The sequence below is a fragment of the Methanosarcina sp. 1.H.A.2.2 genome (assembly GCF_000979975.1).
Classification (GTDB): domain Archaea; phylum Halobacteriota; class Methanosarcinia; order Methanosarcinales; family Methanosarcinaceae; genus Methanosarcina.
Genome location: NZ_JJQL01000066.1, coordinates 26,912 through 42,514, shown reverse-complemented (window position 1 = coordinate 42,514; position 15,603 = coordinate 26,912). Strand labels below are relative to the sequence as shown.

Here is a 15,603-nt window from a genome sequence, read left to right as displayed (position 1 = left end):
TACATCTGCGGAAAGTGAGATTAAGGATTCTACTCAATCGCTTCCTCAACTAGAAATATCTCCAGAAAGATTTAAGTCAACAATATCAATTAACTTTTGATGCATACTGAAGTACTGTTTACCATCCTCTATCTTCTGCTTTTTCCTTGAATATTCCCCAGTTTCAATACATCTGGCAGCTTCTGCCAATCCCCGTGCCATTTTTTTTCGACCCAATACTCTAAGACTGCTAACTGAAGATCTACCCTCAAAAGGGAATTCATAGGTACGTATAATATCACCAGTGTCCAATCCTTCATCAACAAAATGTATTGTTACGGAAGCTCTATCCAGATGAAAAAGTGTCCATTCAAGAGCATTCATTCCACGAAACTGAGGAAGTAGTCCCATGTGAGCATTAATGATTCCAATTTTTGGAATATTTAAGATATTAGATCTGATAATTGAAGAAGAGGGACCCAATATTATAAGATCTGGATTTATTTTATTTAACAGCTGTTCACAATCTTTATCGGTATGATCATTTACTTTATAGATGTTTAAACCATCTAAGGGGTTTTTACTGCTCTTTTTTTCTTTTTTCGCAAGATAAATATTTTGGAGGTATTTAATACCTTTAATTGGATTTAATGCGAAAGTTTTGATGCTCCAGAAGGAAACCAAATTTTTCAGATTCACCTTCGACAAAAATTCATTATCGATGTCAGAAGAATTGGAAACTTTATTCATTGTATATTTTGGTTTTGCTTCTATCAAAGCATGAATATTTACATGAGAATCATTCAATGCCTCTAAAATATCTAATGTATATGGATGATAACTATATCCAAACAATACAATTTTCATGAGCAATCACCCATATTTTTCATATTAAGTTTTTTCAAAATATTATTCTCTAGTAATAGGGCATCAACAAAAAACTTTGTGGCCCAATTTGGGAAAGAAAAAGGCATATAAGCACCATATACAGGGTAAGAACCTCTAATAGCACCGTTTATATTCTTACTATACGAGCCAAGAATTTGAGATTTTTTCAAGGCGGAATTGAGTTTTAATGCTGTATTGAAGTATCTGATATCATCCGTAATCTGATATAACTTAGAAAATATTATAGAAATTTGTGCACAGCCTGTTAAACAGGAATAATTTACAACAGGCTTCCAGTTTTCATCAAAGACTGCAGGGAGTAAATCAAATTTATTAACTTCAATAATCCTCATTAATTTTTCAGCAGTCAATTTTACTTTACTAATACACTCTTCATCATTAAGTATAATACCCGATTCTAATAAACCTCTTAGTGTGTACGCTAAAGTATGCGTGAGAGAGGTACTTTCATCGAAAAAGTTTGTTCTCTCAAACCAATAATTGGAACGTTGGTTCTTTAATATCCAATCAATATTGCTGACTGCTGCTTCTTTGTACCTGTCATAAGGGGCTTTCGTGTACAAGGATAGCAAAGGCCACGAAACCCTTGAATGATAGGAACGAGCTCCATTTTCATATGTGAAATTAGACCATGATCCGTCTGCATTCTGAATCTCAACTAACCAGTCCCCAGCTTTCTGAGCAGATTTTAGATACTTTTCATCATCCGTTTCGTCATAAGTTCTTAGCAAACCAATCATAATCTGCCCAGTGTTAAAAACGTTGGGTTTCTGCTCACCATCAGAATATAATCCACCTGGAAAAGCACCGCATTCCAGCTGAATGCCCATTAACCACTCAGTCATACTTACTGCGGCATGATGATATGAATTAACATCTAATTCTGAGAAAGAAGGTCCGTTCCCATTTAAATAGTGAATAAAGTCGAAATAAGTTTCAATAATATATCCTGTTGTTTCTGGGTAAGGAGCCTGCCATCCAAGATTCATGTTGTAGAGTCCAGATGAACCAGGGAATCCCTTCTCATAAGAGTGATATAACCATTTCATTCCCTCTACAACATGAAAGTCCAGATCTTTTTCAGGATTTGTTTTATTAAAAGCGTCATTGATAAAAATCCGTAAATTAGAATAGGAATAACTTTGAGGGAAAAGGAAATAAGAAGATATCCTCAAAGAGGCATTTGAGAAATATAAATTTTTAGCAGTATTTTTGAAATTATCCTTCACTATGATTCCTCCATTCCAAAGACAGAGAAAGACAATCTAAGATTTCAGAAGTCATGAACAAATCATGGAAATTTTTAGATGCTTCTATAACAGAATGGTTCAAGCCTAATACTTTAACCAGAGTTTTAAAAACACGATCCTCTAAAGGATTATCAGAAAAGCCTCTTGTTGCGATTTGCCTATACATGCCATACCCAAATCTAAACAATCTGTGATTTAGTGGGTAATCTCCAATGAGTGCAGTTTTTAAAGTCGTAGAAATGGAAGCAGGTAAACTTGCCCAGGATTGTTTTTCCCATCTGAAAGCCAATCCATCAATATTTTTTTCTAATATATCCAAGCATAATTCGGCGTTTTTTAAATAACGAATATCCCACCTAGATACATAGACAAAAGAAGAATATGCAAATGCATAAGCTCCAGTCAAATAATAGGCAAACATTAATCCACTTTTTGCCCAATCTAGCCGTCCATCATTTTTTTGAGCCAAAGAAAGCCACTCGGCACCAGACAATAAACTCTCTTTGATGAATCCTTCATGTAATACATCATTTATTTTAGCTAGATAATAAATTGTAACCCCTTGGTAATGAACGCATGGAACATCTAAACTGTATTCATAGCTTCCTTTGTCAGTAGTATATGGAAAAGAACCATCTATTTGAGACTCACAAACTCTTTTTGCTGCTCTTTTTGCAGCCTCTAAACATTCACAATCTGAAAATTCATCAGCATACTCTGCGAGAAAGGCCCCGCAGGATGCATCAACATTTGGATGATCAGCTGTATAATGTAAGGATTTAACGAAATAACCAGGTTTTTGTTCTTGGGAAAGAACATATTCTTTAGCTTTTTCGAGCGATCTACTGATACGTTTCTTATCAGGGTAAGACTTAAAAGCTTTTACAAGAGCTTCACCTATAAAAGAAGTAACTAATGCAGAAGGTTGATTATAGTTTGGATGGATTTCATTCCAGGAACCATCTTCATTTTGGCATTCAATAATGTAATTTATTATTTTTGGGACATGAGAATCTTCAGAGTTAATTCTTAAGAGAGACTTACAAATTTCGGCATTAACCCTATTCCTTACGAGTCCAAAAACTGGATCTAACGTATAAGAAGTATTACCTTCCTCCTTCAGATTTGGAAGAATGCCGTTTTGAATAATCCTTGAAACCAAAGAATACAGCCGCTTATTGAGAACCTGCATAATTTATACCGTCGCTGACAATAGGAATCTGTTTTTCAACTTCGATGCTTTCTAGCCCTAATTTCAGGTTTGCTGCGATCTGCTGCCTGCTGTAATATTTATCCACAAAAGCCCGGCCTTTTTTGCCCATCTCAGCCTGTTTCGCAGGATTTTTCAGTATGTGTAATATAGTATCTGCAATTGCACCAGGGTCATTTTCTGCAATTATTCCGCCGCCGGAACGTTCAGCAAGTTTTCGGATTTCTCCTTCCCCGCACCCGACAAAGGGAATTCCACATGCCATGTATTCATAAGCCTTGGTCGGAACCGCATATTCAAGGGTCTTCAGCTTCTTTAGGGGAGCTACCCCCATAAGAGATTCGGAAAGCATTTTCGGGATCTCCTCCCTCGGGAGCAGGCCTGGGAACTCTACATAATCGGTAAGCCCGTTCTCTACAGTCACCTTTTCCAGATGCCCTTTGATATCGCCATTTCCAACGATCAATAATTTCAGGTCGAATTGTTCATTGACCTTTTTCATTGCAAGGATTACATCCTCAAGGTCCTGAGCATGACCTATGTTTCCTGCATATATAATCTGGTTCTTCTTTGGGACATCTACAGGATAGAAGTAACCGGTGTCCACACCATTAGGTGTAACCTTTATTTTTCTCTCATCTATATTTTTGTATGTCCTCATAATGTCCTGGCCGAGTTCTTCGGTAGTAACACAGATCAGATCCGCATTGGAATAGCAGATCTGCTCGTATGCCCTGCTCATCTTTTCAAACAGGCTTCCTTTTTTCAAAAATCCGAGGCTGATAGCAGCATTGATCCAGAGGTCTCTTACGTCCATGACCCACTTCTTTTTGAACAATAACTTGGCCGGAATGCCTCCAAAGCCGGAAAAAATCGGCGGAGCAGAAGTAATAATTACATCAAATTTGTGGAAATTGAAAAGTATCCATAGTATAGTATGAAGCGGAAAAGTAAGGTAATAGGCAATTCTACCCACAAAACTGGGGTTCTCGCAATTGGGCTGCCATGAAAGAAGGTTTATCAGGTTGACCCCGTCCACTGTTCGAGATTCGGAAATACTCCACTTTCTTTTAAAAGAACCGGATGGAAAACAGGGGTGAGGCGCCAGCACCGTAACATTTGCACCCAGTTTATGGAGATGACTGGACATATCAAAAATACGTGAGGCATTACCGGATTTTTCAGGTGGAAAATGCTGAGATATAATTAGAACCCTCATAATTTAACCTCGAAAAAGTCAGCTCCAAAAATGTTTTGCACAACATGGTTTAGAGAGCTCGATTCAAGTTTTTTCTCCAATTGTTCCATGTATTGAAAAGGAAGTAATCCAAGCATCATATCATCCAATATCCGCCACAAAGACCAGTATATATAAACCGGATATTCAGCGCAGAGCCCCTTTCGGAAACCATAAAAAGAATATAATGCCCTGAACTCGCCTGCTGCCTGAAGTTTTAGTGCATACACTTAATCAGAACCATTTTTGTGAAAATTTAAGCCGTCTTCGCTTCCCTCAGGACTGTAGACATCGAATGCAACAATATCCCTGTAAGAGCCATAAAAGTCCCTACAATAATAAACAGGATCATGAGCATTGTCGGACCAAAATTCAGGCTCCCTCCCGCAACAAAGGCTTGCAAGAAATATGCACCCATAACCAGCCCTCCTGCTCCAAGAGCAAGGCCAGGGGCTGTCAAGTAGTAAAGGGGCCTGTTGAACTCCAGGTCCTTTAAGACCATGACAAGGACACCTAAACCGTGCTTTATCGGGCTTATGGTTGAGCCGTCGACATCGTAGCGGACTCCGATTTCCACTTCTTTTATGCGGAGGCCGGACCTGCCTGCATCTGCAAGCATTTCACTCTCTATTGCCATGCCTTTTGCATTGAAGCGGAAGACGTTTTTTGTAGAGGCGGCAAAGGCGCGGAAACCGCTCTGGGAATCTGTGATCTTGAGGCCGGAGTTCATGTTTGTGGCGGTGTCAAGGACCGTCTGCCCGATCCGGCGGTAAATGGGGGTGTTTTTGTCGTGGTGGTTCAGGTAGCGGCTGCCGTTGACCATCTCGGCGTAGCCGTCGATGATGGGGGCTACCAGCAGGGGGATTTCAGCGGGGTTGTGCTGGCCGTCGGAGTCCATTGTAACAATAACGTCGGCTCCGAGGGCGGCTGCGGCTGTAAAGCCGGTCTTGAGGGCTGCTCCTTTGCCTTTGTTAACCTCATGCACAACCACATGGGCTCCTGCGTTCCTGGCGATTGCGGCGGTGCGGTCTGAGCTGCCGTCATCGACCACGATTACGTGATCTGCGTAGTGCCTGGTAAGGAGGACTATGCTGCCGATGGAGACTTCCTCGTTGAAGGCGGGGAGGACCACGGTTATGTTTTGAGGGGGTGTGCCTCTCGCATCTTGACTTTCCTCATTTTTTGTTATTGGCTGGGCACCCTTGCCCAGAAGCAGTTCGTTATTCATTCAACTAACCCCGGAATAATAGATTTGAAGATTGACTGAAATTAAAGAGAATTGACAATATATAAAGGAAACGATGAATATCAAACGTGAGTGATAACTATTCAGGCACCGAAAATATAAAACCCAACAAATAAATTTGTTTGAATACTCCGGTTTGTGTACCTGAATAGCTATTGGAGTAAATTATCCCCTATTTTAATGAATTATTATTTAGTGAAGCAGATAATTAAGCGGACTCGATCTACCCCGTCACTCCTGCCATGGAGTGCGCCACAATTCCCCTGAGGGTCATGTATGCACCTGCAAGGGACAGGAAGGCCATAAGGAAGGTGTGCCCGAAATTAAGGCTTGCACTTTCGGGTTTATGCGCTGAACGTTATTGCCCATAAACTGTCCAGCGCTCGTTTTGAAAACCTCCTTTGAAAGTTGGTGAGGAAAATTTTTAGATAGATAATTGAGACAGTAATTGTTAGTCTCGTGATCTTAATGATATAATGACGGTTTAAATTTTGTAGGTGAGTATAATTATTTAAACACTGTTTGGGAGAGGTCTATATAAACTTTTTGATTTGAACTCAAAATATAATATAAATGAAGAAATAATAAGAAGAGGAGAACCAGTGTTTAAATAAAAATAATATTATAGGATTAAACTAACAGTTGTAGAAAAAGGACTATGTTTTAGGGATTGCAGAAATCGAAACATGAGAAAAAAATAGAATGATAATCCAAAAACATGATTATCCGCCCCTATAATTACCTTGCCACATCTAAAGGCGAGACTTCAAAAATCCTCAAGAGATATTTCTCATTGGTATGGCTCTTGTGAGCCAAATCTCTCTGAAGGGCACTTGCCGCATTTTTATGTGGCGGTAAAATAAGAAAAAATAAGACTATCCAGGCGAAGGATGAATACCTGAAAAATGAATAAGTTAAGTTTGTTTTCGACGGAAAGGAGAGAAATGCCTGGAAAAATAAGAAGGGTAATCAAGAAATTGCCATTAAAAAAATAATTCAGTCCCAAAAAAATAATTCAGCCCCCCGGTATAGATGAAAAGAATTTAAAAGAGGGGCTGAAAGCAAATAATTAAATGGACTCACTCTGCCTGGTAGCTCCTGCCATGGAATGCGCCACAATTCCCCTGAGGGTCATGTATGCACCTGCAAGGGACAGGAAGACCATAAGGAAGGTGTGCCCGAAGTTAAGGCTTGCACTGCCCAGGAAAACGTCTTCAAGGAACTTGAAACCCATATAGAAACCGCATGTTGCAAGGGCAAAGCCCGGCACCGAGTAGAAGTACAGGGGCCTGTTGGCTTCCATATCCTCACCCACGGCCTTCAGGGCTCCGGTGATGTACTTTACCGGGTTTCTGGTTAAGGTTTCGGAGGGCTTGAAGGCTCCGATCTCGACTTCAGTTATGCGGACGCCTGACCTGCCTGCATCGGCAAGCATTTCGTTTTCTATGGCGATCTTTTTGCCGCTGAACCGGAAGATGTTTTTTGTCGAGGCTGCAAAGGCACGGAACCCGCTCTGCGAGTCAGTAATCTTGAGGTCAAAGTTCATTTTTACAGCGGTGCCCTGCATGGTCTGGCCGATGCGGCGGTAGATGGGGGCGTTTTTGTCCGGATAGTTAAGGTAGCGGCTGCCGTTTACCATCTCGGCATTTCCTTTAATGATAGGGACAACGAGCCTGGGGATGTCAGCAGGGTTGTGCTGGCCGTTCGCATCCATTGTAACTATAATATCTGCGCCGAGGTCGGCTGCAGTTTTAAAGCCGGTTTTGAGGGCTTCGGCTTTTCCTTTGTTGGCTTTGTGAGCCACTACTTCAGCTCCGGCTTTCCGGGCAACGTCAGCTGTCCGGTCAGTGCTGCCGTCATCGACAACGATTACATTATCGACATAAAGTTTGGTGAGAAGGACCAGGCTTCCGATTGAGACTTCTTCATTGTAAGCCGGAAGGATAGCGGTTATATTTTGAGAGGATATCCCCCTGAAACGTTGGTTCTCTTTATGGGTTAGGTACTGGGTACTGTTGCCCACAAGCAGTTCGTTACTCATTTGTATGACCCCTTTGAAATTTATATTATGAAGTTTGTATTATTAAGTAGAAATTATAGCGGCTAAAAGCCACTTAATGCCAGTGATGGCCTGATTGTTTGAATTTTTAAAGGTTGGTTTGAATACCAAATGCACTTAAATTTTTTATAGACTTGAATCTGGGGCACGAATATATAAATATATTGACAGCCACACTGTGACAGAATTATAAATGAGTTATAATAATATCGGTAGAGTCTTTAGTATGATAAATATAACATTATATGATTGAGATACGCGCCTGCAAAAAGCATAGGAAATCTGAAGATAAAAAGTATAAGTAATCAAAAATAAAAAAATGATTCCGAAAAAAACAATATCATAAGAACACGAGATTCTGCGCTCTGGTGCCGCAGGCTCTCCCGGATACCAGGAAATTAATTTCAAGGGGTCTGAAACTTTAGAGCTCAACTCAACTCCATCTCCCACTTGCCGCATCTGCAGAAGAGAGGGAAAAAAATGAAACCGGTGAATATGAAAAAAATCAAATTGAATCTGTTTGCCCGGGCTTGACGGGAAAAGCATACTCTGAAATAAAGCAAGTTTAAGCAAAAGGTCGTCCTCTGCTACATGGTTGAGCTTTTTATGTTATAAATTCCAGCCCGGCTGATGCTTTCTTATTTATTTACTGTACGCAGGCGGGCTCAAGCCTTGCACAGCGCGTGAAAAGAAAGAACACGAGATACCATTTGCGGCCATTTAGGAATAATACCAGCTAATTAATCAGGGAAACACCGAATGCTTGAGGAAAAGTGACAGCTCCCCCGAATAAATTCGCAGACATATTTGCAGCTTCCAGAACAAAACTTGACAATAGAGTATAGGTTGGAAAGCACAAAAACGTCATCAATCAGCGCATTGTGGAAGAGTTGGCGACGGCATCCCGCATTAAAACGACAGGGATTAGTCCTAGACACCCCTAAAAAGAGCGAAAGAATAAAATGTATGAGAAAAAGATAGTTACTCTCCTGAAAGAAACTGGAGAAATATAATAATTTTTTAAATTATACGCCGGATGACCTTAATGACCGGAAAAAAAGTTCCATCAGACCTCTTGACCGTTATTGGGCTTGTGATCCTTACCGATCTCTTTGTACTTACGCCCGGATTAAGTGAAACTGTGCTCCGCAATATACTTGGCTTGCCCCTTGTACTTTTCCTGCCCGGGTATGCCCTGATTGCGGCACTCTTTCCTGCAAAATCCGACCTTGACGGGATCGAAAGGACAGCCCTATCCTTCGGGCTGAGCATTGCAGTCGTGCCCCTGATTGGCCTCGGCCTTAACTACACCCCCTGGGGGATAAGGCTTCTTCCAATTCTAATCAGCCTGTCCATATTCACCATTGCAATGTGCGGGCTTGCATACCTGAGGCGGGCAGGACTTCCCGAAGCCGATGCTTTCGAGGTGCCCTTCAGAGAAACAGCACTCGCGCTTAAAGCCGAAATCCTGGAAAAACCTGAACCTGGACTCGACAGGGCCCTCACAGTTATTCTGGTCCTGTCCATCCTCCTTTCTGTTACAACTCTGTTCTATGTAGTTGTCACCCCAAAAGAAGGGGAACACTTCACAGAGTTCTACGTCCTCGGACCTGAAGGGATGGCTGACAATTACCCGACAAACTACACACTCGGAGAGAGCGGGACAGTAATTGTTGGGGTCGTAAACCATGAATACAGGCCAGTAAATTATACAATGGAAGTAAGGCTTGAAAACAAATCCCTGCCCCTGCCCGAAGATCTGCAGCAGGTCACACTTGCTTATAACGAGACCTGGGAAGAACCTCTAACACTCACCCCTCCAGTCGAAGGAAAGGATATGAAACTTGAGTTCCTGCTCTTCAACGAGACCGACAAAAACACGCCCTACAGGGACCTCCACCTCTGGATAAATGTAAATTCAACAGATGGCTGAGGGTGTAAAAGTCCCGGAGCCTGCAAAAGCGTGACTTCGGAAACAAAGGTCCCCGGAATCCTCAGGCTGGCAGCCTTAAAGATTAAATGCCGGCTGCCTTTTCAAGCTTTACTGCCTGCATTCCAGGGCTTCCTGCTGAAAAAACTCAATCATCCTGACTGAGCCCCCATGTCCGGTCAGTCGGAGAAGCTGGGCAGAGGGCCATATGAGTGAAATACGTTTGCACTGGTCCTGTGGATTTGTGAACTTTTTTGCTTTTGGATTTCAGTATTTAACTCGGAACGGAGGTCAGTGAATATTTATAAAGACCTCCCCTTTTTCAGTAGCCATTGAGTTCACAAAAGTTAAAGCTCGCTATTTAAGGGGGTTTACTGTCTACGAAACTTTATATAATATTTACAATAAAAACGTGTATAATATGAGAGCTGCATGGCATCTCTGATATTTTTATAATAAAAAACCAGTAAAAAACCTTTAATAAGAGATACACCGAATAGATCTGAACCCGCCCCGATTTGAAAGAGGAGTAATTTCAGTGCAAAAATTAATTAAATCTCATAAAAGTCAAAAAGAACTGAATATTCTAATTATCGTCTCAGTTCTGATTCTGGCTTTACTGGCAATTTCTCCAGAAGCCGCATCAAGTAGCAACCTGAATTTATCACCTTCTCCAGAGACGGGGCCCGTTTCAGAGCATATAAGCGCCGAAGCCCCGGAAGAAACAGGAGATTCCGGAGTTATTTTAAACTCACATGAAGATCCCGAACCACTCCAGAAAATCGAACAGTATGTAGACATTGTCTATACGGTAGGGGGAATAGGAGCAGCAGTTCTGATTCTTCTCGCATATTTACGCATGACTTCGGGAAATCCCGTAATTATAAAAAACCCCCTGAAAGATCTCCCTCCACTAAAAATCTGGAAAACAGCCAGGCCTGAAGAATCTGAAGAAACTGACCAGGAAAAACTCGAAGCCAGAAAACTCAAGCTCTTTACCGCAGTCCCTGTCCTGAGCATAACCTTTGCCGAACTCCTTATCTTTTCAGGCAGGATGGGAGCAGCTGTCTGGCTGCACATAGGAACCGTGATTGCACTTTCTCTTTCCAATATAGTCATAAAGGAACCCGAGATCAACAAAATTCACCAGGCTCTGATGCTCCTTCCCGTCCTGAGGCTCGTAAACCTTTCCATGCCGATCTTTTTCAATACAACTCTCTATACCTTTATCTTCATCTATGGCCCCCTGGCAATCCCTGTACTAGTTATAGCAATTCACCAGCGGCAGCCCCTCGAACAGATGGGAGTTACCTTAAAGCATATCACGGCTTACATTCTCCTATCGATTCCCCTGGGCTTCCTGCTGGGGCTTGGAGAATACTTGACCATCCAGACAGGAGCCCTGATCCCTGACCTTTCTTTTGAAAACCTCCTTAAACTTACCCTTATCATGGTCTTCTTCGTGGGCCTCGTAGAGGAACTTATATTCAGGTCGATCCTCCAGACGAGGTTGGAGCAGGCACTCAGTTCAAGGGAAGCCCTGTTAATTTCAAGTTTCCTGTTCGGACTCATGCACTCAGGTTACGGCACTTTCAATGAAATCCTCTACACCGGTTTTGTAGGGTTCATCATGGGCTTCGCCTTTTATAAAACAAAAAGTCTGCCCTTTATTGCGACTCTCCACGGCTTCGTCAATGTTTTCCTTTTTGGAGTCCTTCCCATCCACCTGAGTAGCTGGACCTTTTTCTGAACCCCCAGAATTTACCTTCGTCCAACGACCTCAATTTCTAATTTTACTCTTTTTTCGTCCCTATTCTCCAGTGTCCAAATCTCTGCAGCTTATCTTTTCTCCGGGATTTCTTCCCTTTCCCTCTGCCTTCAGAGACGCCTGAAAAATCCGGAAAATCCGGAAAAGAGCGAGAAACTGAATTTTCGCAGATGTCTGTGCAATTTTGGTATTGAGAGGTTTCAAGCATTAAAAATATTAAATAAAACGTGCGGAAAAAAAGAAAGAGATATAAGCATAAAATAATGTTATTTAAATCATAATTAAATATATGAATGAAATATAGATGAAAACTATGTGTATCAAAGGTTTCAAAAATTTAAAGGTCCACAAATCCAGGAGTTTTCTACAAACTTAAGAAATACATACACAAAATATACCTGAACTATGTCCTTAATTTGAAGAAGGAGTAATTCCCGTGCAAAAAACAATTACTTCCTGTAAAAGGAAAAAAGAACTGATTATTAAAAAGATCTCATTCGCAATTCTAATTTTAACTTTACTTGCAATTTCTCCTGCAGCTGCATCTGTGAGCAACTGGGAATTATCCTCTGAAAATCCGGCATTGGGAGACACTCTCAGTATAGAAGGAAGTGCATCGCCGGGAGAAAAAATCGATGTGCTCGTAAACTTTGCACAAACCATCCCGGTCTCTGAGGGAGAGTATGAATATATTCTGGAAGGCGTGGAGATCCCCAGTGGGTTTGATAATCGATTTACAGTCCAGGCCACAGGGTCCAAAAACCTGAATATAAGGGTCAAAATGATAATCTGGGTGACTAAAAGCGCAGATGCGTCCGGAAACACTGCAACCGTATCCCAGTCAAGTGTCCCACCAGGAACCTATAGAATAAAGATTGACGGGGATGCCGCAGAGGGGGCTTCAACCGTGGACCTGAAGATCACAGCCCTCCAGGGAATAGAGGCTGACTCAGAAGGGGACTTCAGTTACTCCTACAGCACAAAAGCCGTCCCACCGGGAGACTTTGAAATAAATGTGGGAGGTATCACAAAAACAGTAACCCTGACGTCTGAGAATGCCTCAGAAGGGGACTCGTCTTCCTCTCCCCCTGAGATTGAAACGAAAACTGCACCCTCCAAATTTAAGATGTCCCATATAGTGGGAGGATTTGGAGTGTTAATTATTATCCTCATTATGTATTCAAGAAGGAAGTGAAATAAAGCCAGTAATTTCACTCAATATGGCATGAAAATCCTGCGATCCTGAAACTGGAGAATCTAAAAGATTCAATGAGTAAAATGGAGGTATGTAATTTGAGAAAGAATTTATTGACCTTGAAAAAGGGTTTATTGATACTCATAGTAACAGCATTCGTATTAACCTCTGTCCTGGCAATGGCAGAGGGTGGAATAATAGATGTAAAAAATGATGAAAAAACAGATGCAAAAACAGATGTAAACCCAATTGGCGCTATAAATTTCACCGACCGAGTGGTTTATTTCCTGAACCATACAAGCGACCCTGACGAAGGGAACTGGATTACTCTGGGGAACCCCGACAATGAAACAAGGGTTCAGCTCCCCCAACCAATAAATCTCACATACTCAGGCCCGAAATATAAGGAGTATGGAGGAGTTTCCGCGACCCTGTTCAAAGCCGAAGATGAAAACTACACCATAACCTATCCTTCAACTTCTGCTTCCTATACCACCCATCCCATTTACCTGCCAGGGGAAAACGTGACCATGTCTTTCCATGGGGAAAACGGCCTGGAAGGAGATGTGGAAATTTACCTCATTAAAGTGAACTCGGACTGTGCATCCGGCCTCTTTGATGCCTTTAAGGCAGGAGACATAGGAAACCTTGACAACCTCTTCCACTGCAATATAGAGGAAGGGGAGTATGAAAAATACTGTGCCGAACTCGGAAATAACGGCGACTTATTAGATTATGACCTTGGGCCTCTCGATGCAGGCGAGTACTGCATAGTCATGATGCAGGAAAATGAAGACTGCAGCCTGACAGCCCTTTCTGCAACAGCCTTTGTGGTCACTGAATATGAACTCTGTGTAGATGCCCCTTCAAGTATAGTAAAAGGAGATGACCTTGATATAAGCATCAGGGACCTTGTGGGTGCCCCAGACAAGAGTAACTGTACCTATGTGGCGGCACTGATAAGGGGCCAGGCATACAAGGCAAACATAGAAATCAATTCTGATGGCACAAAGAATGGGACTTCCATAATAGTAAATGAAGTGGACCTTATTGATGAATTTGACATCAATTCCTCAAATTACAGGTCAAAACTTACCAGAAACGAACTCCAGACAGAAATCCAGACCCTGATAGGAGAAGGCAACGGAGCCATAGCAGTAGGAGAGGCCGGCCAGGAAGCACTGTCAATTACCGCTTTTGACCTGCCTGTAGGAGACTACTACCTCTTTGTGGGAGCATATAGCCCGGAAGAGGGGCTTGCAGGGCTTACCCAGCTCGATGTCGAAATTAAATAAAAGGGTAACATGAAGAAATGAGATGAGAGATGATAACCAGGAAAAAACAGGAGACTGTCTGTCTTCTGTTTTAATTCTATTTTTGAAGAAAGTTCTGTTTTAATTTACATTTCTTTAGATCAATTCTCTCGAGCCTTCGGAAGTCTTGAAAATCTGCTGAAAATTTGAAGTAATATGCTGGATATTGTTAGTGAATTGAGTAAAAAGAATGGGACTTCATAAACCCTCAGCAGGAAACCCCTGAGAACCTTGTGATACTTTCGCCACAAATAATCTAATAATTTTTCAGCCTTTTGAAGGCACTCATTGGGTACAGCTTACATTCGGCTGGCCGACATTTAATTTTTGATAATTTCTATTGATGTTGATTTTGAAATAATGCTCCATAATTGTGTATAGTTGTTAGGTTTACATATGGCCCAAACATAATTTCTCATACTAAACTTTAACAAAAAATGGCCCAGTGTTTATATGTGTCATGGGGTTGAGACACACGTTAACCAGCTTTTAACATAACATATAGTTAGCCAAGGTTCTAAAAAGGCATCAGGAAAAATGTTCTAAATTCCAATGTCGACCTGCCGAAAGCAGGGTACAGTAGTAGTATTTATAATTAATCTTAAACAAGTTATTCTAAATTTCCTGAAGTTTTCCGGCACACATTTTGAATCTACCATCAACAAAGCAATCCTTTCCAGGATATGTATTCTCTTTCTCTGGTGCCAAAAACGTCCAATAAGGCAGAAAATCTGAAACCGTCCCTGGAAACCTGGCTCGATAGCAGAGGTTTTACAGAAAAAAAAACCGGGGATAAAAGATAAAAATAAAGAGTAAAAACTAGTAGAAGCCTGCAACTGTGGAAAAAGGGGAGAGAATTCCGGAAAAGCCGGAATCAAACAATCTCTATAACCTTGAAAGCGACAATCGAAACAAAACAGAAGAGCAAAGGCAGAATTGCCAGGTTAAAGGAACTATTAAGAGTTTTGCTCCACTTTTCAGACGCGGAAAGGACCTCCTTTAAAGAAAGAAGTGCTATGAGCCCAACAACTACCGCAGCTCCATACTGAGGAAGCCCAGGACTTGTAATCATGGAAATCGCACTCGACGAAATCGCACTCGACGAAATAGCACTCGAAGAGATTGCGCTCGATGAGATAATGCTTAAAAGTATAATAAAACCTCCTGTAAAGAATCAATCAAACCCACTAAGATAATATTAGATTTAGTGGAAGAAGGACAAAATACTATAAAAAACTTTTCTTTTTGTATCAGATGATTGGAATAGCACATTAATGAAAAAAATTAAGGATGATACTAGATGTATCTGGGGCTTCAAAATATTAAAACCAGGTTTGACAGATCCTACTAACTAATACCGTATTCCATCACAAAAAAAACACACTGTAGCGGCATAAAGTGGAAAAGAAAAATGAAAAATGTCAAAAGTCAAAAAACACAAGCTCGAACTTTGAATTGTGTGATGAAAACCGAATCATAAAACCCATTCATACATTATAAAATGTAT

15 protein-coding genes are annotated in these 15,603 nt (G+C 41.3%); 7 read left to right on the top strand and 8 right to left on the bottom strand.

Annotated elements, in window-relative coordinates:
• Positions 1-45: 45 nt before the first annotated feature.
• The 6 genes from EO93_RS10190 to EO93_RS10165 are packed head-to-tail and all read right to left on the bottom strand — an operon-like array spanning position 46 to position 5,813.
• On the bottom strand, positions 46-846 hold the full coding sequence (locus tag EO93_RS10190) for a formyltransferase family protein (protein ID WP_048162433.1): 801 nt from the start codon (positions 844-846) through the stop codon (positions 46-48).
• Positions 843-2,117 (bottom strand): hypothetical protein, encoded by a 1,275-nt coding sequence (locus tag EO93_RS10185; RefSeq protein WP_048162431.1) that lies wholly within the window; start codon positions 2,115-2,117, stop codon positions 843-845. The genes EO93_RS10190 and EO93_RS10185 overlap by 4 nt, the downstream gene beginning before the upstream one ends.
• Positions 2,107-3,330 carry a prenyltransferase/squalene oxidase repeat-containing protein gene (locus EO93_RS10180; RefSeq protein WP_048162429.1) on the bottom strand — a complete coding sequence of 408 codons (1,224 nt, stop codon included), beginning with the start codon at positions 3,328-3,330 and terminating at the stop codon, positions 2,107-2,109. The genes EO93_RS10185 and EO93_RS10180 overlap by 11 nt, the downstream gene beginning before the upstream one ends.
• Positions 3,314-4,567: a glycosyltransferase family 4 protein gene (locus EO93_RS10175; RefSeq protein WP_048162427.1), complete on the bottom strand. Its 1,254-nt coding sequence runs from the start codon at positions 4,565-4,567 to the stop codon at positions 3,314-3,316. Before EO93_RS10175 ends, EO93_RS10180 begins: the two co-directional genes overlap by 17 nt.
• Positions 4,564-4,815, bottom strand: a complete 252-nt coding sequence (locus EO93_RS10170; RefSeq protein WP_048162424.1) for a hypothetical protein — start codon at positions 4,813-4,815, stop codon at positions 4,564-4,566. The genes EO93_RS10175 and EO93_RS10170 overlap by 4 nt, the downstream gene beginning before the upstream one ends.
• Before the next feature lie 26 nt (positions 4,816-4,841).
• Positions 4,842-5,813 (bottom strand): glycosyltransferase family 2 protein, encoded by a 972-nt coding sequence (locus tag EO93_RS10165; protein WP_048162422.1) that lies wholly within the window; start codon positions 5,811-5,813, stop codon positions 4,842-4,844.
• Positions 5,814-6,073: 260 nt separating this feature from the next.
• On the opposite strand from EO93_RS10165, the gene EO93_RS18490 reads away from it, so the two are divergent.
• Positions 6,074-6,202 (top strand): hypothetical protein, encoded by a 129-nt coding sequence (locus EO93_RS18490; protein WP_255350219.1) that lies wholly within the window; start codon positions 6,074-6,076, stop codon positions 6,200-6,202.
• Between the two features lie 698 nt (positions 6,203-6,900).
• Here EO93_RS18490 and EO93_RS10160 read toward each other — a convergent pair.
• Complete coding sequence (locus EO93_RS10160) at positions 6,901-7,872, bottom strand: glycosyltransferase family 2 protein (RefSeq protein ID WP_048162420.1); 972 nt, start codon at positions 7,870-7,872, stop codon at positions 6,901-6,903.
• 1,063 nt (positions 7,873-8,935) lie between these two features.
• On the opposite strand from EO93_RS10160, the gene EO93_RS10150 reads away from it, so the two are divergent.
• The 5 genes from EO93_RS10150 (at position 8,936) to EO93_RS10135 (ending at position 14,078) form a co-directional block, all read left to right on the top strand.
• Positions 8,936-9,823 (top strand): DUF1616 domain-containing protein, encoded by an 888-nt coding sequence (locus EO93_RS10150; RefSeq protein ID WP_048162416.1) that lies wholly within the window; start codon positions 8,936-8,938, stop codon positions 9,821-9,823.
• A gap of 30 nt (positions 9,824-9,853) precedes the next feature.
• A complete protein-coding gene (locus EO93_RS18485) occupies positions 9,854-9,985 on the top strand; it encodes a hypothetical protein (protein ID WP_255350218.1) in 132 nt (43 codons plus the stop codon).
• Positions 9,986-10,358: 373 nt separating this feature from the next.
• Positions 10,359-11,570 carry a CPBP family intramembrane glutamic endopeptidase gene (locus tag EO93_RS10145; RefSeq protein WP_235284202.1) on the top strand — a complete coding sequence of 404 codons (1,212 nt, stop codon included), beginning with the start codon at positions 10,359-10,361 and terminating at the stop codon, positions 11,568-11,570.
• Positions 11,571-12,024: 454 nt separating this feature from the next.
• Complete coding sequence (locus EO93_RS10140; RefSeq protein ID WP_235284201.1) at positions 12,025-12,783, top strand: hypothetical protein; 759 nt, start codon at positions 12,025-12,027, stop codon at positions 12,781-12,783.
• Positions 12,784-12,881: 98 nt separating this feature from the next.
• A complete protein-coding gene (locus EO93_RS10135) occupies positions 12,882-14,078 on the top strand; it encodes a TIGR04279 domain-containing protein (RefSeq protein WP_235284200.1) in 1,197 nt (398 codons plus the stop codon).
• An 892-nt stretch (positions 14,079-14,970) separates the two neighbouring features.
• Here the strand turns inward: EO93_RS10135 and EO93_RS10130 are convergent.
• Positions 14,971-15,168, bottom strand: coding sequence for a hypothetical protein (locus tag EO93_RS10130; RefSeq protein ID WP_235284199.1), 198 nt, complete (start codon positions 15,166-15,168; stop codon positions 14,971-14,973).
• Between EO93_RS10130 and EO93_RS18480 the strand changes: the two genes are divergently transcribed.
• Complete coding sequence (locus tag EO93_RS18480) at positions 15,167-15,292, top strand: hypothetical protein (RefSeq protein WP_255350217.1); 126 nt, start codon at positions 15,167-15,169, stop codon at positions 15,290-15,292. The two genes, EO93_RS10130 and EO93_RS18480, sit on opposite strands and share 2 nt — an antisense overlap.
• Positions 15,293-15,603 lie beyond the last annotated feature (311 nt).